This is a genomic window from Vibrio mimicus CAIM 602 (assembly GCF_000338875.1).
GTDB lineage: Bacteria > Pseudomonadota > Gammaproteobacteria > Enterobacterales > Vibrionaceae > Vibrio > Vibrio mimicus.
Map to the genome: position 1 here is coordinate 199,649 of NZ_AOMO01000027.1, position 24,345 is coordinate 223,993.

Annotated in this window: 19 protein-coding genes, 1 pseudogene and 1 riboswitch; of the genes and pseudogenes, 9 read left to right on the forward strand and 11 right to left on the reverse strand. The window is 46.9% G+C overall.

Annotated elements, in window-relative coordinates:
• Positions 1–153: 153 nt before the first annotated feature.
• From D908_RS11190 to D908_RS11175, 4 genes are all read left to right on the forward strand, one after another.
• Positions 154–393 carry a hypothetical protein gene (locus D908_RS11190; RefSeq protein WP_005516095.1) on the forward strand — a complete coding sequence of 80 codons (240 nt, stop codon included), beginning with the start codon at positions 154–156 and terminating at the stop codon, positions 391–393.
• An 86-nt stretch (positions 394–479) separates the two neighbouring features.
• Positions 480–1,484: a response regulator gene (locus tag D908_RS11185; RefSeq protein WP_000010825.1), complete on the forward strand. Its 1,005-nt coding sequence runs from the start codon at positions 480–482 to the stop codon at positions 1,482–1,484.
• The gene (locus D908_RS11180) at positions 1,484–1,930 is read left to right on the forward strand and encodes a PAS domain-containing protein (RefSeq protein WP_000880546.1); all 447 of its coding nucleotides are present in this window, start codon (positions 1,484–1,486) and stop codon (positions 1,928–1,930) included. The genes D908_RS11185 and D908_RS11180 overlap by 1 nt, the downstream gene beginning before the upstream one ends.
• Positions 1,931–1,973: 43 nt before the next feature.
• Entirely contained in the window at positions 1,974–3,446 is a 1,473-nt protein-coding gene (locus tag D908_RS11175) for an NAD(P)H-hydrate dehydratase (RefSeq protein ID WP_032467589.1), read from the forward strand.
• On the opposite strand, the gene D908_RS11170 is transcribed toward D908_RS11175, so the two are convergent.
• Positions 3,435–4,430: a 2-hydroxyacid dehydrogenase gene (locus tag D908_RS11170; protein WP_005524118.1), complete on the reverse strand. Its 996-nt coding sequence runs from the start codon at positions 4,428–4,430 to the stop codon at positions 3,435–3,437. The two genes, D908_RS11175 and D908_RS11170, sit on opposite strands and share 12 nt — an antisense overlap.
• A gap of 242 nt (positions 4,431–4,672) precedes the next feature.
• Between D908_RS11170 and D908_RS11165 the strand changes: the two genes are divergently transcribed.
• Positions 4,673–5,953, forward strand: coding sequence for a Na+/H+ antiporter NhaC family protein (locus tag D908_RS11165; RefSeq protein WP_172462073.1), 1,281 nt, complete (start codon positions 4,673–4,675; stop codon positions 5,951–5,953).
• 14 nt (positions 5,954–5,967) lie between these two features.
• On the opposite strand, the gene D908_RS11160 is transcribed toward D908_RS11165, so the two are convergent.
• Entirely contained in the window at positions 5,968–6,792 is an 825-nt protein-coding gene (locus D908_RS11160) for a potassium channel family protein (protein ID WP_005524123.1), read from the reverse strand.
• Between the two features lie 66 nt (positions 6,793–6,858).
• Entirely contained in the window at positions 6,859–7,407 is a 549-nt protein-coding gene (locus tag D908_RS11155; protein ID WP_005524125.1) for an outer membrane beta-barrel protein, read from the reverse strand.
• Between the two features lie 523 nt (positions 7,408–7,930).
• Between D908_RS11155 and D908_RS11150 the strand changes: the two genes are divergently transcribed.
• Positions 7,931–8,974 carry a GMP reductase gene (locus D908_RS11150; RefSeq protein WP_005524127.1) on the forward strand — a complete coding sequence of 348 codons (1,044 nt, stop codon included), beginning with the start codon at positions 7,931–7,933 and terminating at the stop codon, positions 8,972–8,974.
• 213 nt (positions 8,975–9,187) lie between these two features.
• Here the strand turns inward: D908_RS11150 and D908_RS21840 are convergent.
• The 4 genes and pseudogenes from D908_RS21840 to nadE all read right to left on the reverse strand — a co-directional run.
• Positions 9,188–9,331 (reverse strand): annotated as a pseudogene (locus D908_RS21840) (anaerobic C4-dicarboxylate transporter); the annotation flags it as partial.
• Positions 9,332–9,373: 42 nt separating this feature from the next.
• Positions 9,374–10,729, reverse strand: a complete 1,356-nt coding sequence (locus tag D908_RS11145) for a DEAD/DEAH box helicase (protein ID WP_005524129.1) — start codon at positions 10,727–10,729, stop codon at positions 9,374–9,376.
• 190 nt (positions 10,730–10,919) lie between these two features.
• Complete coding sequence (locus D908_RS11140) at positions 10,920–12,248, reverse strand: anaerobic C4-dicarboxylate transporter (protein ID WP_005524131.1); 1,329 nt, start codon at positions 12,246–12,248, stop codon at positions 10,920–10,922.
• Positions 12,249–12,498: 250 nt separating this feature from the next.
• Entirely contained in the window at positions 12,499–13,329 is an 831-nt protein-coding gene (nadE, locus tag D908_RS11135) for an ammonia-dependent NAD(+) synthetase (RefSeq protein ID WP_005524132.1), read from the reverse strand.
• A 102-nt stretch (positions 13,330–13,431) separates the two neighbouring features.
• On the opposite strand from nadE, the gene D908_RS11130 reads away from it, so the two are divergent.
• Positions 13,432–13,959, forward strand: a complete 528-nt coding sequence (locus D908_RS11130) for a nicotinate-nicotinamide nucleotide adenylyltransferase (protein WP_005524134.1) — start codon at positions 13,432–13,434, stop codon at positions 13,957–13,959.
• Between the two features lie 17 nt (positions 13,960–13,976).
• Here the strand turns inward: D908_RS11130 and D908_RS11125 are convergent, their stop codons facing one another.
• Entirely contained in the window at positions 13,977–15,974 is a 1,998-nt protein-coding gene (locus tag D908_RS11125; protein WP_000838793.1) for a methyl-accepting chemotaxis protein, read from the reverse strand.
• A gap of 218 nt (positions 15,975–16,192) precedes the next feature.
• Here D908_RS11125 and D908_RS11120 point away from each other — a divergent pair, with 218 nt between their 5' ends.
• Complete coding sequence (locus tag D908_RS11120) at positions 16,193–17,734, forward strand: DUF3369 domain-containing protein (RefSeq protein WP_005524136.1); 1,542 nt, start codon at positions 16,193–16,195, stop codon at positions 17,732–17,734.
• Positions 17,735–17,768: 34 nt separating this feature from the next.
• Here D908_RS11120 and D908_RS11115 read toward each other — a convergent pair whose 3' ends face one another.
• Positions 17,769–19,721, reverse strand: a complete 1,953-nt coding sequence (locus tag D908_RS11115; RefSeq protein ID WP_005524138.1) for a sensor histidine kinase — start codon at positions 19,719–19,721, stop codon at positions 17,769–17,771.
• A 166-nt stretch (positions 19,722–19,887) separates the two neighbouring features.
• Between D908_RS11115 and D908_RS11110 the strand changes: the two genes are divergently transcribed.
• Positions 19,888–20,859 carry an ABC transporter substrate-binding protein gene (locus D908_RS11110; RefSeq protein WP_001267869.1) on the forward strand — a complete coding sequence of 324 codons (972 nt, stop codon included), beginning with the start codon at positions 19,888–19,890 and terminating at the stop codon, positions 20,857–20,859.
• Positions 20,860–20,929: 70 nt separating this feature from the next.
• On the opposite strand, the gene D908_RS11105 is transcribed toward D908_RS11110, so the two are convergent.
• Complete coding sequence (locus D908_RS11105; protein WP_005524140.1) at positions 20,930–22,510, reverse strand: Na+/H+ antiporter NhaC family protein; 1,581 nt, start codon at positions 22,508–22,510, stop codon at positions 20,930–20,932.
• 78 nt (positions 22,511–22,588) lie between these two features.
• A riboswitch (Lysine riboswitch) is annotated at positions 22,589–22,762 on the reverse strand.
• A 152-nt stretch (positions 22,763–22,914) separates the two neighbouring features.
• On the reverse strand, positions 22,915–24,120 hold the full coding sequence (gene emrD, locus D908_RS11100; RefSeq protein WP_001276508.1) for a multidrug efflux MFS transporter EmrD: 1,206 nt from the start codon (positions 24,118–24,120) through the stop codon (positions 22,915–22,917).
• Between the last annotated feature and the right edge of the window lie 225 nt (positions 24,121–24,345).

Sequence of the window (24,345 nt, forward strand, 5' to 3'; positions counted from 1 at the left end):
CATTATGTGATTTCAATGTCGAGCGCTTCCTCCTTCCTTTGCTTTTCTCTAATTACTGGTGTGGAGATTGCGTTCAAACCTTAGACCTTTGTACAACAGCCAAATCCCAGCGCGATGATTACAATAAGGAAAAGTGAATCAGAGGGAATGATCATGGATATTGTGCTGTTTTGGGTTGAGAAACTGATTCTGGTTAGTGGAATTTTGCTAGTTTTGACCGGGATGATGCGCTACGGGCGACGCAGTCAAGACTGGAAAGGGGTCGTTACTATGTTCTATAAACGTATCCCGATGACCATTGATGAATACAAGTGGTACCGACTAGGTATCAGCCTCATTGTCTTTGCCGTTATTTTGCGCATTGCGCTGCTAACCTTTTGGCCTAGCATCTGATTTACACTCTCACCACCTTTTACCTAGCTGTTGTATGAATTTTGGGTATACACTTTAGCTACTGATAAAATAATTAAGGTGGTGGCATGTCTTTCTCTGTTCTCATCTGTGATGACTCTCCACTTGCGCGCAAACAAATGGCGCGCTCGCTTCCTGCATCTCTTAATGCTGATATTACGTTTGCGGTGCACGGTTTGGATGCAATGAGCATTTTGGAAAAGCAAAGTTTTAAGCTCATGTTTTTGGATCTCACCATGCCGGAGCTGGATGGCTTTGAGACATTAGAAGCCATGAGCAAAAAGGGATATACGACGCCTGTGGTCGTAGTCTCTGGTGATATTCAGCCTAAGGCTAAAGAGCGTGTGCTCGCGCTTGGTGCCAAAGCATTTATTCAAAAACCGATTGATAAAAATGTGCTCAATGATGTGCTCAGAATGTTGGTGGAACCGCCCACTCAACCGCGCATTATTACTCCCGTATCGATTGAACTGCCGATTTTAAAACGCCGTGATATTTACATGGAAGTAGCGAACGTTTCGATTGGCCGAGCTGCTGACGCTTTGGCTCGCCACTTTGATGTGTTTGTCGAATTGCCGTTACCGAACGTCAACATCTTTGAAGTGAGTGAGTTACACATGGCACTGCGTGATTTAGCAGATAACAGCCAAGTGTCGGGCGTTTGTCAGGGATTCAGCGGTGAGGGGATTGCGGGTGAAGCATTAGTGCTACTGAGCGATTCCAGTGTGGCCGACCTGAAGAAGTTGATGAAAGTGCCTGTGGATAGCGAAGATCTACAAGAATTGGAACTGTTAATGGATGTATCCAACATTCTGGTGGGATCATTTTTGAACGGTTTGGGCCACCAAGCTGAAGTGCGTTTTTTCCAAAGCTCGCCAGTTTTACTCGGTCGACATATTTCGATCGATTCGGTGATCAACTCTACAGCAGGTTCATTTCGTAAGACCATGACATTCGAAGTCAGTTATAACATCGAAGGAACATCGATTCGCTGTGATTTGTTGTTTATGTTTGTGGATGAATCTTTACCGCTATTGGACAACAAACTTTCCTACCTAATGGAGGACTTCTGATGCTAGCGTTACCTGCGGAATTTGAACAATTCCACTGGATGGTCGACATGGTACAGAATGTCGATATGGGTTTGATTGTGATTGATCGCGATTATAACGTCCAAGTGTGGAATGGATTTATGACTCACCACAGTGGCAAACAAGCTCATGAAGCGATTGGTAAATCTCTGTTTGAGCTTTTTCCTGAGATCCCGCGTGAGTGGTTTAAGTTAAAAACCAAACCGGTTTACGATCTTGGTTGCCGCAGTTTTATTACTTGGCAACAGCGTCCGTATTTATTTCATTGCCGCAATGTGCGCCCGGTGACACAACAAGCGCAATTTATGTATCAAAACGTCACGCTGAACCCCATGCGAACGCCAACAGGCGTGGTGAATTCACTCTTCTTATCCATTCAAGATGCCACCAGTGAGGCTCTGATTTCGCTGCAAGCATCCTCTCAATAAATGTAAAGCGGCCATGGATATGGCCGTTTTGCCGGATACTATTATGCCGTTACCTAGCCATTTTTATACAACGCAACAGCTCAAGCTGGGCGAACAAGAGGCCGCCCAAGAGCGAGGTCTAGAGCTGTTTAATTTGATGGAGCGAGCAGGGCAAGCGGTTTTCACCATCGCCTTTGCTCAGTTTCCCACTAGCCACCATTGGTTAATTTGTTGCGGTGGCGGAAATAATGGCGGAGATGGCTACATCGTTGCAGTTCTGGCAAGGCATATGGGTATCGAAGTTACGGTCTGGCAGTTAGGTGATCCTGAAAAACTTCCGACAGATGCGTATCGTGCATATCAACAATGGATAGAATTGGGTGGCGTTGTTTACGAACCACAATCTGAGTTGCCTGAATCGACTGATCTCATCATTGATGCTCTATTCGGTATCGGTTTAAAAGAGGCTTTGCGCCCTCAAGTCGTACCTTTAGTCGAGCAATTAAACCAAAGCGGCAAACCTATTGTGGCCATTGATGTTCCATCAGGTTTGTGTGCCGATACTGGCCAGGTGCTGGGGAGTTGTATCAAAGCACAGCACACCGTAAGTTTGATCGGCTTGAAACAAGGGTTAGTGACTGGGCAAGCGCGTTGTTACGTAGGCACGCTGCATTATGCAGGATTGGGGGTGGAAGAGGTATTTTCCCAGCACAATATGCCTTCTCTGGTCGCGATTGAAGGCAAGCTACGGCATCGATTACTTCCACCACGCCAAGCCTGTACCCACAAAGGCCAAAACGGAAAAGCGTTGATTGTTGGGGGAAATGAAGGAATGGGCGGGGCGTTAATCCTCTGTGCTTCTGCCTGCGCCCGCACAGGGGCTGGACTGAGTGCTGCCATGACTCATTCTGATAACGTGACTGCTATGTTGACGAATACTCCGGAAGTGATGTGCACCAGTTGGAGCAAACAACACTTATTTGAAGATAGGATCAAATGGTGTGATGCCTTGGCTCTTGGGCCCGGTTTAGGTAGAGATGAACAAGCACAGCAAATCATGCAGCAGTTGAGTGCTTTAACGGTACCAAAAGTATGGGATGCCGATGCGTTGTATTTCCTCTCCCATCAGCCTAACTATGATGCTCAGCGAATTATCACTCCACATCCGGTAGAAGCCGCTCGTTTATTGGGATGTGAAGTCGAAGACGTTGAACAGGATCGCTTCGCTGCAATTCGAGCGCTTCAACAACGCTATGGTGGGGTTGTGGTGCTGAAAGGCGCTGGAACCTTAGTTTATGATGGCAAAGAGATCGCCGTCTGCTTACAAGGCAACCCGGGAATGGCGAGTGGTGGCATGGGGGATGTGTTGACGGGGATTATTGTGGCGCTTTTGGCACAAAAGATCGGCTTGTCAGATGCCGCTAAACTTGGGGTTTGGTTACACAGTAATGCGGCGGATTTAAATGCCAAATCGCATGGCCAGAGAGGGCTTCTGGCCAGCGATTTATTACCACATCTGCGTGAGCTATTGAATTAGCTCGTTACCTGATGGCTGGTGGCTAAAAAAGAGCTGAACATTATTGAGCGTGGTTTGTGCGATGTTGTTGAGTGCATCTTCGGTGAGAAATGCTTGGTGACCTGTAAACAGCACGTTGTGGCAAGCCGAGAGGCGTCGGAATACGTCATCCACAATCACATCGTTCGATTTATCTTGGAAGAACAGATCTTTTTCGTTGTCATACACATCCAATCCCAGCGCGCCGATGCGTCCGCGCTTCAATGCTTCGATCGCCGCGGCTGAATCAAGCAATTCACCTCGGCTTGTATTGATGATCATCACGCCATCTTTCATCTGATCAAATGCGGTATCGTTGAGCAGATGATAGTTTTCTTTTGTCATTGGGCAATGCAGCGTGATGATGTCACTCTCTGCAAACAGCTCTGGCAGTTCCACATAGAGAGCACCTAATGCGATCGCATCTGGATTTGGGTATGGATCAAAGCAGAGGATCTGCATGCCTAAGCCTTTTAAAATGCGCATGGTGGCGACGCCAATTTTTCCAGAACCAATGACTCCCACGGTTTTGCCGAAAAAGTTAAAACCGACTAGGCCATCTAGCGAGAAGTTGGCATCTCTCGTGCGTTGATACGCTTTATGGAAACGGCGGTTTAGACACATCATCATCCCCACTGCATGCTCGGCTACTGCCTCCGGTGAGTAAGCGGGTACTCGAACTACTTGAATCCCCAACTTTTTCGCCGCTTCCAGATCCACTTTATCGAATCCGGCGCAGCGCATCGCGATCAAACGTGTTCCACCTTGGTAAAGTTGCTCTAAAACATTGGCATTAAGATCATCGTTCACAAAGGCACAAACCGCCTCACACGCTTTGGCCATCTGCGCGGTTTTTTCGGTCAACCGAAAATCATGGAAGTGGAGAGTGAACTGTGAATTATCGACAATTTTATTAAACGAAGCGATATCGTAGGATTTTGCACTAAAAAAAACGATGTTGAGCATAATAATTCCTGTTTCTTAGAGTTTCTGCAGTATTGATATACCCATTGTAGGAAAAAATAAACCCCAAAATTATTAGGCGTAAATGTGCAACTGATGGATGTTTGGACGTCTAGACGCTTGACATGTATTTGGCTTGCCTTTAGGCTTTGCGCCCTATTTAGTTATAACGATTTGATACCTGCATGCACTACACTCCTTCTTCCCAACCTCAACAGCCCAATGCATTAGCACTATTGCCGTTAATGGTCTTTTTACTGCTCTTTATGGGCGTGGGCAGCTATCTCACTTGGCAAGGAGTTGAGTTTGCTTTTTATCAATTGCCAGCACCTGTTGCGGTGATTCCAGCGGTGGTATTGGCGATTACTTTAAGTAAAGAATCCCTTAATCGAGCAATTGAACAATTCTTAAAAGGGGTGGGGCATAGCGACATTATGGCGATGTGCATCATCTATCTTCTGGCTGGTGCTTTCGCTGCGGTTGCGAAAGCGACAGGCGGTGTGGATGCCACGGTTAACCTTGGTTTATCACTGTTGCCAGCAAGCCTGATCCTGCCGGGTTTGTTTGTCATCTCCGCTTTTGTGGCAACGGCGATGGGTACCTCAATGGGAACCATTGCGGCAATTGCTCCTGTTGCTTTAGGCATCGCGCAAGCGGCTGAATTGAATTTGGGTTTAACGGCGGGCGTAGTACTCAGTGGTGCTATGTTTGGTGACAATTTATCCATCATCTCTGATACCACGATTGCAGCCACACGTTCGCAAGGCTGCCATATGCGTGACAAGTTTAAAGAGAACATCCGTATTGCTTTGCCCGCGGCTGTACTTGCGCTGGTGGTTTTCACTTTCAGCAGCCAAGCGGCGCAATCACCTCAAACTACGGACATTGAATGGCTGAAAGTTTTGCCTTATTTGACCATCTTAGTACTCGCGGTAATGGGTTTGAATGTCTTCGTTGTACTGTTGGTCGGCATTATGATGGCGGCTGGTGTCGGCGCCTTCTGCGATGGTTATTCTCTTTCATCTTTAACCAAAGATGTGTACGCGGGTTTCGGTAACATGCAGGAGATTTTCCTGCTGTCGATGCTGATTGGTGGTATGGGCGAGCTGATGAAACAGCAAGGCGGATTGGCATTCTTAACTCACCAAATTAGCCGAATGATCAGCAAATTTGCTCGTTCACACAACGATGTACAAAAGATGCGTGCCAGTGAATTAGGGATTGCAGGCTTGGTGGCTTTAACTAATGCGTGTACTGCGAATAACACGGTGGCCATTATTGTGAGCGGTGGTGTGGCGAAGGAATTGGCAGAGCAGAATGGCGTTACAGCGAAACGCTCAGCAAGTTTACTGGATATCTTCTCGTGTATTCTGCAAGGCATACTGCCTTATGGTGCACAAGCCTTGCTGCTGGGTTCCATTTTCCACATGTCACCACTGAGTGTAGTGAGCAACTCCTACTACTGCTTCTTCTTGGCGGTTGCAGCATTAGTGGCGGTATTTCGCCGCCACACCATGCGCTCTTAATTGATACCGCTAAGTTAGAGAGATAACCGACGGCGTTTCGCTTTCGGTTTCTGATTCTTCCGTTGGTTTTCACGTTCGGCGAGCTGTTGACGATAGCTCGCCAGATGAAAACGCCGTCTCGGTTTCTGCGTCTCAACCAATTGATTCAATTGCATTTCAAGCTGTTCGCTTCTTTCTAGCAACGTATTGATCGTCACATGATCTTTTTTCGCCGTGTCGTCTTCCACGAAAAAAGAAGCCACGCTCGCGGTTAATAAACCGAACAGAGTGATCCCCGTTAGCATCAAAAATACCGCCACGCCACGCCCAAAACCTGTTACTGGGTACATATCTCCGTAACCTACAGTCGTAATTGTCGACATTGCCCACCAGAGCGCGTCCGAATAACTGTTGATTGGGCTGGGTGTCCCTTTTTCAACTAAATACACAAAAGCGGCGGAGAGCAATACAGTCGAAAGACTGGTAAGGCCGATAAAGCTAAACGTTTTTTGGCGCAGGACTGATCGCGTTTGTCGCCATGCTTTGGGTAATACCAATAAGATGCGTAGAAAACGTAGCGGACGCAGGAATGGCATTGCCACGATAAGTACATCTGGCCAGTTTTGAACCATGTACTGCAGCGGCTTAGGGCTGACGAAGATTTTAACTAAGAGTTCTGTCGCGAAGATGCCCCAAACAATCCAGAGTAAACCATCAAGAAATTCAAGATCTTCAGGAGATAACACAGCAATGTCGGGCAAGAGAGCAACGACAACATAGATGACAGAAAGAACCAGCATTGGAGTTTCTGTCGTGTTTTCGACCTTTTCTAATAGCTTTTTTCGAATGCCTTGTTTCATAAAAACTTTTGCGGTGTATGTAAATCAGGTGCCTTAGCCTACCAAAAAACGCTGATCAGGTATTGATTAAAAACGATATTGCCCGCCGACAGTAAATGAAAGGCTGGAATAATCCTGCTCTAAGGGTTGGTAGTTAAGCTCCATCGTCAGTGCCAAACTTTTGTCGATGCTCGATTGCACTTTGGTGCCAACGCCTAAATAGGGATGGGTTCCTGAAAACTGGCGATTATCACTGATAGAGCCTAACTCATGGCGTTCTTTGACTTTCATGCGTGCCAAACCGCCTCGGGCGTAAAGCACAGTGACATTGTTGATCGGCTGCTCCATAAAAGCACCGAAGTAGAAACCTTCAACTTTGACATCAACCTTTTGCTGCTGACTATTCAGCATTTCAGCTCCGTTGCCGATCATGCCTGAATACCCCATGTCTAAGCCAACAAATGGGGAAAACTGGTAGTTATAACCAAATTTAGTGACCCAAGCTTCATCGCTACTCGATGTATTATCCACTTGGTTAAAACCGGTACTTAAGGAAAACAAATAAGGGCTGGAACCTGCATAAGCAGGCAGTGCGAACCAACAGCAGAGAAGTAGCCAAAAGTAAGAGCGTGCCATAGATCACCTGTTTCTTTCCCTGAAAGGGGCAACACCTAACGCAATAATAGGCTTAAAAATAAGCAATAACTGCGCCCGATTAATAGTTATGGTGAATTATTTACGCACTGTGTGACTTTGATCGATTTGGCCGAGCAAGCTTAGCAATAGGTCGTTTTAGGCTCACGGCAGAGAGTGATCTAAGTCTGATTAATGAACTTTTAGGCTAAAAGTAATCGATTCCTAAACGGAGTTTGCCCTGCCGGAAATTTGACAGCCAGAGTTAAGTTGCTGTTTATTAATGAAATTAAATATAGATGACTGAGGATGAGTTCGGTGGATATGAAAACTTCGGCAGGGTAACACAAAAAAAAGTCAAATATCAGTCTTGAGAGAAAAAAAAACGCGGCCTATAATGCTGAAAACCGGAGCGTCTGCCAACGCTCCGGTTTTTTTGTGTCCGAAATGTACTGACGTCTGCCAACGGAGGTACTACGCACTCTGCTAAGAGACACAAATGGTCAATTAATCAAGGAATTACACAATGCGTATCGAACAAGAACTTAAGTTAGGTTTTAAAGATGTCCTGTTTCGCCCGAAACGTTCAACCCTGAAAAGCCGTTCTCAAGTAAATTTAACCCGCGAGTTTACTTTCAAACATAGTGGCCGTCAATGGTCAGGCGTGCCAGTCATTGCTGCGAATATGGACTCGGTAGGCAGTTTTGCCATGGCTAAAGCATTAGCAGAACATGGTGTGATGACGGCTGTACATAAGCACTACACGGTTGCGGATTGGGCTGAGTTTGTAAAAAGCGCAGACAAAGCTGTTTTGAACAACGTCATGGTTTCGACAGGCACATCAGAAGCAGATTTCCAAAAAACCAAAGATGTAATGGCACTCTCCGATGAGCTGATTTTCATCTGTATCGACATCGCGAATGGATACTCTGAGCACCTTGTGGAATACGTGCAAAAAGTGCGTGCTGCATTCCCTGACAAAGTGATCACTGCCGGCAATGTGGTGACAGGCGATATGGTAGAAGAGTTAATTCTTGCTGGCGCTGATATTGTCAAAGTCGGCATTGGTCCGGGTTCAGTGTGTACTACTCGTGTGAAAACGGGTGTGGGCTACCCACAACTATCAGCAATTATCGAATGTGCTGATGCTGCGCACGGCCTTGGTGGTCGCATCATTGGTGATGGTGGCTGTACGTGTCCGGGAGATGTAGCGAAAGCCTTCGGCGGCGGTGCGGATTTCGTGATGCTTGGCGGTATGCTGGCTGGCCATGAAGAAGCGGGCGGCGAACTCGTAGTAAAAGATGGCGAAACCTTCATGAAGTTCTACGGCATGTCATCGAAGAGCGCGATGGACAAGCATTCCGGCGGTGTGGCGGGCTACCGAGCAGCCGAAGGAAAAACCGTACTATTGCCATACCGTGGCAGCGTTCACGGCACCATTCAAGACATCCTCGGCGGCGTGCGCTCAACCTGCACCTACGTGGGTGCGGCAGAGCTTCGTGAGTTAACTAAGCGTACAACTTTTATCCGTGTTCAAGAGCAAGAGAACAACGTTTACGGGCGTGAGTAGGCCTTAAATTAATCGGAAAAATCGAATGATTAAGAGCCGTTTTTGACGGCTCTTTTTTTGTCATCCCTAAACCACCGCTGAAAGCGGTGGTTTAGGGATGACAACAAAAAAGCCACATAGTGTGGTTTTTTCTGCAGAGTAACCAAGGCCACTCTTCTTTATTTGGGCTTTTTGACTATAGCATCAAGCTTTTTGCTACAAACCGAGGTTGGTTTAGTCGATGATGATCTTGCTGAGCACAAATCTCACACAGCAGGCAGAGATAACCTCAATCAAGCCGATCGACATAAATGAGTGGTTGAAATACCACTTACCGATTTTGGTGGTGCCTGTGTTATCAAAGTTCACAGTGGCGACCATGCCAATTGGTTTGCTGCCTTCTTGAATGTTTAAAAGAAGTTATCCCTTTCCAACGGGACGCTTTGCTGGTTTTTTCGGCGCTGAATGAGCGCTGCTTTTTTTGGCGGTGCGAGCTTGCCCGGTCGGCTGACCTCGTTGGCCAACTTTAGCTTTATTTTCAACTGCGATGCCTTTGTTTTCTCCTGCTCCGTCTACTTTTTTAGGCTTTTTGGGCTTTTTCGGTTTCAAAGGCCGAGTATCTAATTTTGACTCAGGGAGCAGGTTGGTTGGCTCAAATCCCGCTAAGTTTATACGAGGCAGTAACGCTTGAGTTAAACGCTCAATCGCAAATAACTCCGGCGCTTCAATGGCACTCACCAAGGATATCGCTTTACCGACCTCACCCGCTCGGCCTGTACGGCCAATTCGGTGTACGTAATCTTCAGCAATTTTCGGCAATTCAAAATTCACCACTTGGGGTAGCTGTGGGATATCAATACCACGCGCAGCAATATCCGTTGCGACCAGAATACGTACCTCACCAGCTTTAAAATCCGCTAGTGCGCGGGTGCGTGCGCCTTGGCTTTTATTGCCGTGAATCGCGGCAGCGGTTAAACCTTGCTCGTTGAGATATGTGGCTAAACGGTTGGCACCATGTTTAGTACGCATAAATACCAGCACTTGTTGCCAATTCCCCTCTTTGACCAATTTAACCAGCATGGCAGGTTTCTTTTTTACATCAGCAGGATAAATGCACTGCTCAACGGTTCTTGCCGTTGAGTTGGCTGGGCTCACTGAAATTTCGACTGGGTTATTCACCAAGCCTTTAGCAAGCTCACGTATTTCGGTCGAAAATGTTGCAGAAAATAATAGGTTCTGGCGCTTTTCGGGTAATAATTTCAGTATTTTACGAATATCACGAATAAAGCCCATGTCTAACATGCGATCTGCTTCGTCAAGTACCAGAATTTCCAACTGATCAAATTTGACTGCATTTTGGTTATACAGATCCATTAATCGGCCTGGGGTTGCCACTAAGACATCCGCACCTTTACACATTCGCTGCATTTGTGGGTTAATTTTTACACCACCAAACACAACCGCGCTCTTTAGCGGTAGATGACGGCCATAGATCAGTACATTATCTTGGATTTGAGCGGCCAGTTCGCGCGTTGGAGTCAGGATCAAAGCGCGGACTTGATTGGCGCGAACCCTTGGACCCTTTGCCAGCAATTCTAAAATTGGTAGCGTAAAGCCGGCCGTTTTTCCTGTGCCAGTTTGAGCTGCGGCCATCACGTCTTTGCCTGCTAAAACCGCAGGAATAGCCTGTAACTGAATCGGTGAGGGTGTGTTGTATCCTTTCTCTTCAATAGCTTTAAGGATTGGCGCAGACAGACCGAGCGAGGTAAAACCCATATATCATTCTCAACAGTAATCAAATAACGCGGCAAATCCGCGCAAAGCCCGCCATTCTGAGGCCTTTATTGATTAGTAGCAACCGCTATCTACAATGCCAAGTCATTTGGGTAGAGAGAAAATGAATATGTGGTTGTTAACAAAAAGAGCCACATGACGTGGCTCTTTACTATTTATTACATACCTCGGTTTAGCCGATGATGATTTTGCTGAGCACAAATCCCAAACAGCAGGCAGAGATAACCGCAATCAGACCAATCGACATAAAGGAGTGGTTGAAATACCACTTGCCGATTTTGGTGGTGCCTGTGTTATCGAAGTTCACGGTTGCGATATCCGATGGGTAGTTAGGGATAAAGAAGTAACCGTACAGGGCTGGCATCAGGCCAATCAGTAGTGCGGGTTCTAAACCTAGCCCTAAACCGACAGGGAGCATCATACGTGCTACCGCAGCTTGTGAGTTCACCACCACCGACACAATGAACAGTGCCAGAGCAAACGTCCAAGGATAGTTGGTCACCATTTCCACGATGCCAGATTTAAATTGTGGCATGGCGTATTGGAAGTAAGTATCAGACATCCAAGCGATACCGAAGATCGCAATGGCAGCAACCATACCAGACTTAAATACCACACCATTAGGAACAGAGCGAGGATCGGTTTTTGTGGCGAGCAAAATGATACCGCCGAAGCACAGCATGATCATTTGGATCACCATATCCATGCCGATCGGTTTTGTTCCTTCTTGAATTACGCGGATTTCAGGCCACATCGCAATCACCACAATCACCAAGATTGAGGAGACAAACAGCAACACGGAATTACGTGCGGATGATGGCAAGGTTTCATCCAGTGACGTAGCAGTCGTGTTGAGGATTTTTTCACGCCAAACCGGATCTTGCAGTCTTGCTTGATATTCAGGGTCGTTTTCCAGCTCTTTACCGCGTCTTAAGCTGTAAAGTGACATCAAGAAGGTGCCAAACAGAGTGGCAGGCACCGTTACCATCAAGATCGATAGCAAGGTGATTTCATGGTTAATGTTGGAAAGCTGTGCCAAGTAGTAAACCACTGCCGCTGAAATGGGGGAGGCAGTAATCGCGATTTGCGAAGCGACGGAAGCCGCCGCCATCGGACGCTCAGGACGAATGCCGTTTTTCAGGGCAACGTCACCAATGATCGGCATGATGGAATACACGGCATGGCCGGTACCCAGCATAAAAGTCATGGTGTAAGTGACAAAAGGGGCAATTAAAGTGACACGTTTTGGGTTTTTGCGCAGCATACGCTCCGCCACTTGCAGCATGTATTTTAAGCCACCAGCGGCTTCCAGAATCGATGCACAGGTGACGACCGCGAGAATGATCAGCATAACGGTGATCGGTGGTGACGTAGGTGGCATTTTGAAGATGAAAACCTCAATGACCAACCCGATCCCTGAGACAACGCCAAGACCAATACCACCATATCGTGAGCCGATATATAGCATCAGAAGTAGAAAGAGAAATTCCACATACAGCATTCGATGTTCCCTATATTTAAATGAAGTTGTATGTATTGTCGTGTTTCATTTGCAAAAATTATGAAGCAGAGTTCACAGAATCCTAGCCGGAAAAAATGGGATATCGATATTCAGGGAGTAGTCACACTATCACGCTGAAAAGTAAAGATTTTTGGTGGTTTTGTGTAACGAGTTTGTTGCATCACAGGAAGAGGGAAATCAAACATCAAGCCAAGTTGGAAGCTTGGCTTGATGTACATCAAAAAGCGGCTTAATCGTAGATGGTTGGAATTGGCTGACGCTTATGTTGAGTCGCGTTATAAATCGCGATCAAACGTTGGCTGACTTCGGCAGGTACAGGTTTACCTTCCAGAAAATCATCAATCTGCTCGTAAGTCAGATTCAGGGCCGTTTCATCGGCTTTAAGTGGCGCTAATTCTTCAAGATCCGCAGTTGGCGTTTTGTGAACAAGCTGCGCTGGCGCACCCAAGGTTTCAGCCAATAAACGAACTTGGCGTTTATTCAAGCCGTACAGAGGGGCGAGGTCACACGCGCCATCACCAAACTTGGTGTAGAAACCGGTGATGTTTTCTGCCGAGTGATCGGTACCCAACACTAATCCGCCCACGTATCCCGCAATTTCATACTGTGCCACCATGCGGGCGCGCGCTTTTACGTTGCCTTTGATGAAATCAATCTTGGCGGGATCGTTTGGAACTAAGCAAGTATTTGCCAAAGCTTGTTGTGATGCCACATGTAAACCATCAACGCCTGCTTTGATGTTCACGGAAACTGAGTGGCTAGGGCGAATAAAGGAGAGCGCGAGTTGTGCTTCTGCTTCATCTTTTTGCTCGCCGTAAGGTAAACGTACTGCGATAAATTGGTACTCAGAGGTATTGTGTTGCTGATTAAGCTCTTCGACGGCAAGTTGAGCTAAACGGCCACAGGTCGTGGAGTCAACACCACCACTGATGCCCAGTACCAATGATTTGCAGCGAGCTTCTGTTAGCTTACGCTTAATAAAAGCAACGCGGCGTTCGATTTCAAAATGAGGATCAATCGAAGGCAGCACGCGCATTTCTTCACGGATCTTGTGTTCCATAGGTTCCTTTCCTGCAAGCAATGTCAATTTTTCGGTGTATGATACCGCAATCGTTGAATTAGAAAACCGAGAAAGGGCATTTCCTGATCGGCAAGGTGCACAATGAAAAAGATTGCGGTGTTTGGCAGCGCCTTTAATCCGCCGACCTTAGGCCATAAAAGCATTATTGATTCGCTTGACCATTTTGATTTGATTCTACTGATTCCGAGTATTTCCCATGCTTGGGGGAAAACAATGCTCGATTATGAGCAGCGTAATCAATTGGTCGATCAGTTCATTCAAGATATTGGCTCAAGCAAAGTGCAACGATCGGATGTTGAAGAAGCCTTGTACACACCAGAAAACTCCGTCACCACTTATGCCGTGCTCACCCGCTTGCAAGCCCTATATCCTGAGGATGAGTTGACGTTTGTTATCGGGCCAGACAATTTGCTCAATTTCGCGAAGTTCTACAAAGCGGATGAAATACTGCAGCGCTGGGCAGTGATGGCTTGCCCTGAGAGGTTGCCGATCCGCAGTACCGCGATTCGCGATTCATTACAGAATGGGCAACCCATCACAGGCATGACCACATCAGGGGTTGAGCATATTTTGTATCAGCATCAGCTCTATTCAGATCCTGAGCAGTAACGCACTCCTCGGCTGAGTTACTGTAATTTGAACTCAGCCAGTTGGTGGCGGATCTCATTCATTTCATGTTGATAATCACTCACGATGCTGTTCATGGTCGTGGCCAGCGAGCCTGTGTTTTGTGCGATTTCGGCTAACACATCCACATCGCGATCTACCGCATCACTGGCCGTAGATTGCTCGGTCGTTGCATTCGCAATGCTATTAATGTGTTGATTGACCAGTTCGATAACGGATTCGAGTTCTGCCACGCTCGTTTTCACCGTGGAGACGGAATCGAAAGTGGTGTGGGTTGCCTCGCGGCTCTTATCCATGTTTTTAACCGCGGTATTGGTGTTAGAGGAGATGTTGGCCAGTAGCTGGCTGATGTGCTCAGTGGCTAACTTACTGCGCTGTGCTAAATCACGTACTTCAGAAGAAACCACGGCAAAACCGCGACCGTGCTCGCCAGCACGAGCGGCTTCAATGGCGGCATTCAGCGCCAACAAATTGGTTTGTTCTGAGATCCCGTTGATCGTATCCACGATTTTGCTGATGTTTTCCGCATCCGTTTCTAAATCTTTCATGCATTTTTGGGTCTGTTCAATCTGATCAACTAAGGCTTCGACCGAACGGAATGACGTCAGGCTTTGAGTTTGGCAAGCAATGACTTTATCCGTCATCTGTTTGGTTTCTTCTAAGGCCCGTTCAGAAGATTGGGCAATTTCAACGCTGGACTGAGATAACTGAGTCATCGCCGCGGCGATATTGGCACATTTAGCATTGGTTTCCTGACTGCTGCGTCCGAGTTGCTGAGAACTGGTGACGATTTGCGCGAGCTGTTCCGTACTGTGTTCATTGGTGTTCAAAATGTGTTGCAGCACTCGACGAATACTTTCCGTTAAGCCATTGACGCTACGTGATATCTGAGACATTTCATCTTTACCAGTATCTTTAAGCTCTTGACTTAAATCGCGATGAGCAGACATGTGCGCCAAGCCTTTGGTTAAGCTGCCGACGCGTGATTTGAGGCTGAGTACTGAGAAATAGAGCGATGAAATCAAGCCTAGACCAATCAGAATACTGAAGATCATGATTAACCATTTGTTGCTGATGGCATGTTGGGATTGTGCCGAAGAGAGATCAATCATTTGGGTTTGAATGCTATTACGCAGTTGGTTGATGAGTTTAATTTGCTCGGTTGCCGTGCTAAACCACTCTTGTGGTGCAGGGCCTTGTAGCTTATCTAAAGTGGCTTTTTGGTTGAGATAGCTTTGCTGAGTGTTGACCACACTTTGCCATACACTGTTGTTTTTCATCTGGCTGAGGCTATTGCGCAGCTCATCAGACATGGTCATCAATGCAGAGCGCTCTGCATAACGACCCGATTCGATATAGCCATTAATGGCTGTGTACTGAGCCGCATCGGAAGATTTGCTGGCGAATGCGCCGTTGAGCGCACCGCGCACTTGGCCAGCCCGTTCTTTCATGATCACAACAGAAATCAGAGAGCTGCCCAATTCTGCAACCACTGGGTTATCGATCACTGACAGCAGAATCAAACTGTTATCAATGGCAAGTTGGTTGAGGTTTGAATAATAGGCGAAGGGTGAAATCGAGAGCTTTAATGCATCAACTTGATCACGAACATTCTTCAGGTTGGCCAACTGGTTATTGACGTCTGTTTTCAGTTGATTGGTGACACTGCTATCTAAATAACTGGGGGTAAAACTCAGTAACGCTGCGATATGAACATCACTTTCTTGGCGTTGTTTCTTTAACGTTTCCACTTGTGGGCCTTGACCTTTGGCACCGATCACCCCCGCCGTTAACCCCCTTTCCAATGCTAAGTTGTGCGCTAGGTTGTCGTACAAAAGAATCAGTTTTACGGTTTCTTGGTCGTGTTCGGCACTGGTGACTCGGGATTGATAGTCGAGGTAGTGATTTGTGGCGAGCAACAGGGCAATTAAAATGGGTAATCCCGCTAACACAGTGACAATCTTGTATAAAGGGAAATAGGTTAACAGCGATTTCATGCTTACCTCTGACGTTTAGTTGTTTTGTTTTTGTACAAATCAGTTTAGGCAAGGAATAGTCAGTGTGTTGTGAATCCTTAAAGAAATTTGTTTTAAAGATATGAAATGGTGGTCTGTTTCACGAAATTATCATTGAAAAATAGGGGCTGTCTCCGTTCGTAATATCACTATTGTGCTAAAACTAAATTAGGGAATAGTGGTTTTCAGCTGGAGATGGCATGGATCTGTTTGCGGATATGCGACAAGGTGAAGAAATGGTGAAGGAGCGTGTGGCAGCACATGGCTCAGAACCTTGGCGTGTTTTATTGGTTGATGATGACGAACAGATGCATCAGATAACGCGATTGGCGTTAAGCGGTTTTCAGTTTCAAAATCGACCGTTAGAGTTAATTTCGGTGTTGTCGGGTAATGAAGCTCAGAAGGTGATGGCGGAGCAATCCGACATTGCCTTGGCGCTGATTGATGTAGTGATGGAAACCGAACACGCGGGGCTGGATTTGGTTCGCTACATCCGAGATGTATTACAAAATCGGCAAGTTCGGTTAGTATTACGCACCGGCCAAGCTGGGCAAGCTCCGGAAGATAATGTGATCAAAGATTATGAGATTGATGATTACAAAGAAAAAACCGAGTTGACCACTCAAAAACTCAGAACCTTGCTTTACTCCATGCTGCGTGCCTATCGCGATTTGTGCTTGATTGAAGATCAAAAGCGAGGCTTAAGCCATGTCATTGAAGCTTCTGCGAATGTGCAGAACACCAAAACCTTACAAACTTACGCGACGGCGGTATTGAGCCAACTGACTTCATTATTGAAGTTGCATGCTTCGGCTTTCTACTGCGTTGTCAATCCGCGCCCGGGCGGGGAGGAATACAGCGCATTAACCGTTGCAACCACAGCCGAATGTGTCGATTTGTATGTTGAATCACCCTTTGAAGGTCTGCCTGCGGAAGTTGAAACCCGTTGTAAAGAGGTGCTGAAAAAAGGCCGAACTTGCGATTACGGCGATGCTTATGTGTTTTTTAAACAAGATGAACGTGGCGTAGATAGCGTGTTGTACGTTGATCTTGAACAGGAGCTTTCCGAGCTAGATAGGAAATTACTCGAAATCTACATGTACAACATTGGGCTGACCTTCGAGAACATCAACCTGATGGTTGATTTGCGGGAAACCTCGAAAGAGTTGGTCTACAACCTTGCGAACGCTGTGGAAGCACGTAGCCGAGAAACCGGGGCGCATGTACAGCGCGTTTCACTGTTCAGTGAACGCTTAGCCATTTTGTACGGCTTGTCAGATACGGATGTGGAGATGATCAAAAACGCTGCGCCGCTACACGATGTCGGTAAAGTGGCGATTCCAGACAGTATTTTGCATAAACCCGGCAAGTTGGATGCCGAAGAATGGACGATCATGCAGAAGCACGTCGAATACGGGGTGGATATTCTCAGCCGTTCTAAACGGCGCTTAATCCATGTCGCGAAAGAGATTGCAGCTACTCACCACGAAAAGTGGGATGGCAGTGGTTATCCGAATCGGTTACAAGGTGACGCTATACCAATCTCTGGCCGCATCACGGCGCTTGCGGATGTGTTTGATGCCTTAGGTGCCAAACGTTCTTATAAAGAACCGTGGAGTGATGAGCAGATCCGCAATGAACTGCTCACCCAAAAAGGGCGACATTTTGATCCCAAATTGGTTGAACTGCTCATCGAACATTGGGATGAGTTCATTGCGATTCGCGCTTCATTACCCGACTAATGCGCGAGTTTGAGGCGCTTTAGTCAGGCCGCTTCTAATGTTTCGCCGCCGCTTCTGGTAACAGAGTTTGTGGTAACGCTTGGGGCAAGGTGATTAGGTAATGTACACCTTGCCCTGATTCTGATGAGAAAGCTAAGTTGCCATGCAGTTTCTGTTTCACCAAGTTAAACACCAGATTCAACCCTAAACCGGAACCACCTTGTCCACGTTTGGTGGTAAAGAAAGGCTCAAAAATCTTCTGATGTAACTCTTTGGGAACACCGCATCCGTTATCGCGATATTCAATAATGATCTGTTGTTCTTTTTGGTAAAAAGCAATTTCAATCATTGGGTTAGCGCAATCTTCGAAAGCGTGATTGATGCTGTTCATCACCAGGTTAGTCATAATTTGGGTAAGCACGCCGGGTAGGCTGTTCATCAGCACGGAGCCATCGCCTTGCAACTGAGGTTCTACGGGAACTTTACGTGTTTCACTGTGCAGGCTTGCCATCAAAGCCTCCAAGACTTGCTTAACGTTAAACTGGCTTCGACTCTCCGAGACTTGATCGACAGCGGTTTGTTTAAAATCGCGAACCAGTCGAGCGGCGCGACTGAGGTTGGTTTCCAACATGGTTGTGCTTTGAGTCATTCTTTCCATCAGTTCGGCAAACTGATGACTGGTTAACGTTTGTTGGTTAAAGGCGTTAAGCAAGGTTTGGCGTGTTTCCTGAATCACCGACGTTGCGGTGACGGCAATACCTAAGGGAGTATTCACTTCGTGTGCAACCCCTGCAACTAAACCGCCTAACGCCGCCAGCTTTTCAGATTCGATCAGTTGGGTTTGAGTCTCTTGCAAACGTTTTAAGCTGGATTCTAAATCCTGAGTCCGTTTGGCGACTTGTTGCTCAAGATCTTGGTTCATGATTTCTAAGCTCAACTGAGCCAATTTCAGTGGTGTAATGTTAATCGCCGTGCCTCGAAAGCCAAGAAATTGCTGGTCGGCATACCGAGCGATGCCTTGAAACAGTAAATAGGCGTGTGTGCCATCGCGGAGGGGGATCTCAACTTCACAGTTGGAAAAATCCTGTTGCTGGCTCAGGCATTCCATTAGCGCGCTGGAAGAGTTGAGAGGTTCAATTGCGCTCATCTGTGGTTTTGCGTCTTCACTCAGTGACAGCGCATTAGCCATGGCTTCGGAACTATAAATCAGCTCACCTTCGTTATTGGTTTCCCATAACCAGTCTGATGCCGCTTGGGCAAAGTCCTCCAAGCGCTCTTGCTCAGATTTTATGTTGCGATAGAGGGTTGTCACGCTATTGGCGATTTTGTTGGTTTCATACCCAAGCCATTGCAGTTCGTCATTTTTCTCCATAATCCAGCGGTTGTAAGGCAGCCGCAGAGGTTTTTTCGGGTGGCGAGGATTGTATTGGCGTAAAAACTGCGCAATCGCGAAAATCCGTTGGTTCACGCTGGCGTGGAAAATCAGCAAAATCAGATAACAAACAATGGCGGTTTTCAGCGCATTAACCGTCAAGGTAACCAGAAATTGGCGAATCAAATAGTTGTAGATACCTTGAGCATCCGATTCCACATACAGTTCACCAATCTGCTCAGAAACGTGAGTTTCGGGATTGATATGGTTCAGTGGAAAACGGCTATTGAGGGCCATAGTTTTGACTGGTTGCCCTGCAGAAAAATGGTAATTACCGGAGGTGATCTCCATGTAGTCCACATTCGGTAGGTTCACCAAGCCTTCGAGTCTTTGGGTTAGAACCACCAAATCATAATTCCACAATGAGCTGGCGAGGAGTTCAGAGTGAATGGTTTTGATTTCATTATGACGAGCTTGGACATTATTGAATTCTCGATTGTAGTCGAGGTAGGTCTGAGTCAAGGTCATCAGCAAGGTCACAATCCCACTCAGTATCACCATGATCAGAATGATGCGTCGGCCAATTCGACTGAGCATCGGGTTTGAATCCATTTCTTCAAAATCGCGGTTTTTCATTATTAAGCATTGTTTTAGAAACCATGATTTTTAGTATAGATGGAGTAGTGCGAATATAGGACATCCCTTTCACAGAATACCAGACTGAAATATCAATGAGTTGGGGCATATCACAGCGGATTGCTGAGTGTCGGCTACACTTGCTAGGAATCAGGGAGGAAGAGATATGCGCTGGTGGATAGTTTTTGTTTGGTTATTGTGCGCTCCGACATGGGCGGCCAATGTGCTGGTGATTCAGAGTTACCATGCAGGATATGCGTGGGATGCCAGCTACATCAGAGGGTTAAAAGAAGGAGTAAAACAACCACATCAACTGCACTTTTTTGAAATGGATACCAAGCGCATCCCGATTCGAGAATATGCTGCCGCCGCTGAACGAGCGTATCAAACCTATCAGCAGTTAAAGCCTGAGTTAGTGGTTCTTGGTGATGACAACGCGCTCTATTATTTGTTACCCAAACTCTATAACGAACCGATCTCGATTGTGTTTCTGGGAATTAACTCCAATCCGCGAGAGCTGCTTGATGAATACTCAGGTATTGCTCAAGTCACGGGCATTTTGGAGCAACCCCTGTTTGTAAAAAACATGGCAGAAATTGGGCGCTTAATACCGAAAGAGAAGCATCGTGTTCTAGTGCTGTTTGATTCAGGTAATACGTCAAAAATCGCGCTTGAGTATATGCAAGGCCAATATGCGCTGATCAAAAAGAATCTTGGTATTGATGTGGTGATCCGGGCGATTGAAAAAGAAATACAGTGGAAGGCGGCGGTTCAACAAGCTCCTGAGCAAGGATTTGGGGCGATCGTTATCGGCTTATACCAAACCTTGATTGACGATACAGGACGGCATGTACCTGCGGAAAACATCCTCAGTTGGACGAATCAAAACTCGCGATTGCCTCTGTTTGGTTTTTGGGATTTTTCGATTGGTGCTGGCAAAGCGGCAGGCGGTGTTGTGCTGTTTGGTTTAGAACAAGGCCAAATGGCTGCGGAGTTAGTGACACGTATTTTGGATAACCAAGAATCGGCCAAGTACATTCCGATTCAGATTAACCGCCAAGGCCGTGGAGTTTATCAACCGGAAGAGTTTGCGCGTTGGGGACTGACCCCACCGAAAGATTGGTCGCCAATTGAATAGCTTGGATGGTGTTAGATAAAAACACCGCCCAGTGTATCGGGCGGTGTAAAGTGATGAGAATTAAGCGGCACTAGGCTTCAACCGGTGCTTCTTGCCAGCGTTTTTGGCGCAAGTTAAAGGCGCAGAACAGCACAAACCACACGCTGCTCGCTGCTAAACCAGCCCAGACTGAGTGCAGTAAGCCCATCGCAAGATAACCGAGTAACGCACCCATCGCAGCGCTGATTGCGTAAGGAAGCTGAGTTACAACGTGGTCAATATGGTGACTACCTGCGCCAGTAGCGGAAAGGATACTGGTACTGGAAATCGGTGAAGCATGGTCACCAAATACCGCGCCTGCCAATACCGCAGAGAGTGTTGGTAACATCAGGCTGATGTCTGAAGCCGCAGCAATATCACCCGCCAATGGCAGCATGATGCCGAACGTTCCCCAACTGGTACCGGTAGCAAACGCCATCAAACAAGACAGAACGAACACCAGAGCAGGCAGTAGTTCAACAGGCAGATTACCTTGCGTCAGTGAAGCGAGATAAATACCGGTTTGTAGATCACGAACCACACCGCCAATGGTCCAAGCAAACAGCAGAATGATGATCGCTGGCATCATAGCCATTACGCCTTTTGGTGCGGTTGATAACCAGGTTTGCGCAGACAGTTTTAAGCGTAGCGACAGCACAATCGATACCGCAAGGCTACACAGTGCCGCATACACTAAAGATTGAGCGACATTGGTGTTTTCGAGTGCGCCAATCAGAGAAAAAGATTCCCCATTCGCGGTAAGCACATCGTTACCCGTTTGAATCATGAAAATCAGCGTAGTAATAGTGAGCACGGCGATAGGTAGAACCATATCAATCATAGTGCCGCGTGCGGTTTCACCGCCTTCCATATCCAACCCTGCTGGGCGGCCTTTACTTTCATCCCACAATTTGCCTTCACGAGCCCATGCTTCATGTTGGCGCATTGGGCCAATATCCATCGGCAAGAAAATCACCGCCAATACCATAAGCAGCGTAAATACCGCGTACAGGTTCATCGGGATCATTTGTACGAAGGCTGAAATGGCGCTGATTTCCGTCATCTGATGAGCCGTTAAAATGCCGCCAATCAAAGCGATGATGTAAGCGCCCCAAGAGGAAATGGGTGTAATCACACACACAGGCGCAGCAGTGGAGTCGAGCAGATAAGCAAGCTTAGCGCGCGAAATCTGGAAACGATCGGTCACTGGGCGGCAAATGGCACCAACGGACAGGCTATGGAAAAAGTCATCAATAAAAAAGGCAAATACCATTAAACCCGTCAGTGCTTTAGCACTGCGACGATCTTTACACTTACGTTCAGCCCATACGGCAAACGCACGCGTTGCGCCAGAAGCAGTCATTAAACTGATCAAGCCACCAAGCAACAGCATAAACACCAACATGTTGATGTTGTCGTGGTTTGCGGCGCCATCAGCCCAGAATAATCCGCTGATTTTACCGAGCAGGTATTGCAAGGTTGCGAGAGGTGAAAAATGGTTAAGCATTACCGCACCTGCAACAATTCCAGCCCCTAGAGAGAGCAGAACTCGGCGCGTGGTAATCGCAAGTAACACCGCGAGCAGCGGTGGGATGACTGAATAAATCGAGTCAGAATAAAGGGCTAAATTCATGGATCTCACATCACCTTTTCAGGTGGAGATCTACCAGCAGGATAAAAAACACATTTCAGCGAAATAACACTTCTTATCCTTCAAGGTAGCGCTCCATAGACAACAACACTATGGCAGTCCGGCATTTGTTCAATGCTGGCCCAGCGAACGTTGATGACGCAACGATCACTTCGGCGCTGTACCCTTTAACCAGTCCTCATCGGGGTCAACCTACGACTGGCGACTCATGAACAGCGCGCCTCTACTTAAAGGAACTTGTGTCACACGAGTTGAACGATTCATAAACTGTGACACGCAACGTATATTACTGCCTTTTCAGGTGACGACAAGATTTAATTTCCCCATTTCTGCAGCGAAATTGATCTCGTCCGGCATATTCGCTGAGATGTCAGAATTTTCGCGCGTTAGATGGCAACTGGCATTTCATCAGACGGTGGCTGCTTGGTGTAAACACGTTTCAGCCCCCATAAAGCCACAACGGACATCAGTAACATGATGGCACCCAGTGGCAGTTGGTCCGACGCGGGGAACATCGCCGCGAATAACGTTGCTAAACCTGCACCTAAATTCTGCATTCCACCCAAAATTGCCCCTGCCGTTCCCGCATGATAAGGAAATGGCGTAAGCGCTCCTGTGGTGGCAGCAGGGAACAAAATGCCTGCCCCTAGAAAATAAATGGTTGCGCCGCCAATCAAAGACAAAGCCGTTGTCAGACCCAGTAAACCGGGCAGCAGTATCACCAAAGAGCCGGTTAGGATGGCGATCAAACCCACTCGCATTGCGGTTTTCTCACGCCAGTGGCGTGCAATGATGTTAGAAAGCCAAGCACCCGCCAAGTAACCCGGAATGGGCAACACAAAGAGCATGCTGACGGTTGTAGCTGGCAAGCCGAGCACACCACCCAACAACACACCTGCGGCGGCTTCAAAAACCGCCAGCCCAGCAAATGTCGCCACTAAGCAGATCAAGTAGCCTTGGAAGCGGCGATCAGACAACACATAGTGATAACTGCGCAGTACTGGCTCTTTTTTACGTGCGGCAGCAGGTAACGTTTCGATCATGCTGGTCATCATGGTGATGACCACAGCAATCGCAAACAATGACAAAAATAAGTAGCTTGAGCGCCAGCCAAAACTTTCTGTTAAATAACCACCTAATACGGGCGCAACCAGTGGTGAGAAAATCAGGCACATGCTGATTAAGCTATTCACTTTATGTAGCTCTGCACCATCAAAGCAATCACGAGACAGAGTTCGTGCCATTGCACCGCCACAGCCAATACCTAAGCCTTGCACAAAGCTACCGATAAGAAACCATGAGTATTGGTGTGCAAACAATGCAATCAGAGAGCCGAGAATGTAGATAACTAATCCGGCAATGATGATTGGTTTGCGGCCGATGCGATCAGACAGCGTGCCGTAGACAAATTGCGACAAACCATAAGGGATCAGATAGCAAGCCATGACCGCTTGCAAAGCGGCAGGTGAAACCAAAAATTCTTGCGCCATGTAACCGATAGAAGGCACGTACATGGTTTGTGTCGCTTGACCGACCGCAGCCAAGATAGCGATAAAAAAGGTCAATTTTGCTACAGAAAGCGAGGCAGACATCGTTATCTCCAGATAAAAACAATATCTTATTAAAATCAGCTAATGAAAAAATCGAGAAGAGCATCTATCTCGGCGCGAGATGTTATTGCCGATAGCCTTATCTATCAACAGATTCCTGATGTTTTGTTCACGATAAAAATCTATAGATTGGATTATTTTTTCTAATGTATTATTTTGGGTGATTTGTGACTTGAACCTAAACCCAGAGCGGACTATGATGTATTA

Coding starts and splice junctions, on each gene's coding strand:
- D908_RS11190 (WP_005516095.1), top strand. CDS start 154: ATGGATATTGTGCTGTTTTGGGTTGAGAAACTGATTCTGGTTAGTGGA.
- D908_RS11185 (WP_000010825.1), top strand. CDS start 480: ATGTCTTTCTCTGTTCTCATCTGTGATGACTCTCCACTTGCGCGCAAA.
- D908_RS11180 (WP_000880546.1), top strand. CDS start 1,484: ATGCTAGCGTTACCTGCGGAATTTGAACAATTCCACTGGATGGTCGAC.
- D908_RS11175 (WP_032467589.1), top strand. CDS start 1,974: ATGCCGTTACCTAGCCATTTTTATACAACGCAACAGCTCAAGCTGGGC.
- D908_RS11170 (WP_005524118.1), bottom strand. CDS start 4,430: ATGCTCAACATCGTTTTTTTTAGTGCAAAATCCTACGATATCGCTTCG.
- D908_RS11165 (WP_172462073.1), top strand. CDS start 4,673: ATGGTCTTTTTACTGCTCTTTATGGGCGTGGGCAGCTATCTCACTTGG.
- D908_RS11160 (WP_005524123.1), bottom strand. CDS start 6,792: ATGAAACAAGGCATTCGAAAAAAGCTATTAGAAAAGGTCGAAAACACG.
- D908_RS11155 (WP_005524125.1), bottom strand. CDS start 7,407: ATGGCACGCTCTTACTTTTGGCTACTTCTCTGCTGTTGGTTCGCACTG.
- D908_RS11150 (WP_005524127.1), top strand. CDS start 7,931: ATGCGTATCGAACAAGAACTTAAGTTAGGTTTTAAAGATGTCCTGTTT.
- D908_RS11145 (WP_005524129.1), bottom strand. CDS start 10,729: ATGGGTTTTACCTCGCTCGGTCTGTCTGCGCCAATCCTTAAAGCTATT.
- D908_RS11140 (WP_005524131.1), bottom strand. CDS start 12,248: ATGCTGTATGTGGAATTTCTCTTTCTACTTCTGATGCTATATATCGGC.
- nadE (WP_005524132.1), bottom strand. CDS start 13,329: ATGGAACACAAGATCCGTGAAGAAATGCGCGTGCTGCCTTCGATTGAT.
- D908_RS11130 (WP_005524134.1), top strand. CDS start 13,432: ATGAAAAAGATTGCGGTGTTTGGCAGCGCCTTTAATCCGCCGACCTTA.
- D908_RS11125 (WP_000838793.1), bottom strand. CDS start 15,974: ATGAAATCGCTGTTAACCTATTTCCCTTTATACAAGATTGTCACTGTG.
- D908_RS11120 (WP_005524136.1), top strand. CDS start 16,193: ATGGATCTGTTTGCGGATATGCGACAAGGTGAAGAAATGGTGAAGGAG.
- D908_RS11115 (WP_005524138.1), bottom strand. CDS start 19,721: ATGAAAAACCGCGATTTTGAAGAAATGGATTCAAACCCGATGCTCAGT.
- D908_RS11110 (WP_001267869.1), top strand. CDS start 19,888: ATGCGCTGGTGGATAGTTTTTGTTTGGTTATTGTGCGCTCCGACATGG.
- D908_RS11105 (WP_005524140.1), bottom strand. CDS start 22,510: ATGAATTTAGCCCTTTATTCTGACTCGATTTATTCAGTCATCCCACCG.
- emrD (WP_001276508.1), bottom strand. CDS start 24,120: ATGTCTGCCTCGCTTTCTGTAGCAAAATTGACCTTTTTTATCGCTATC.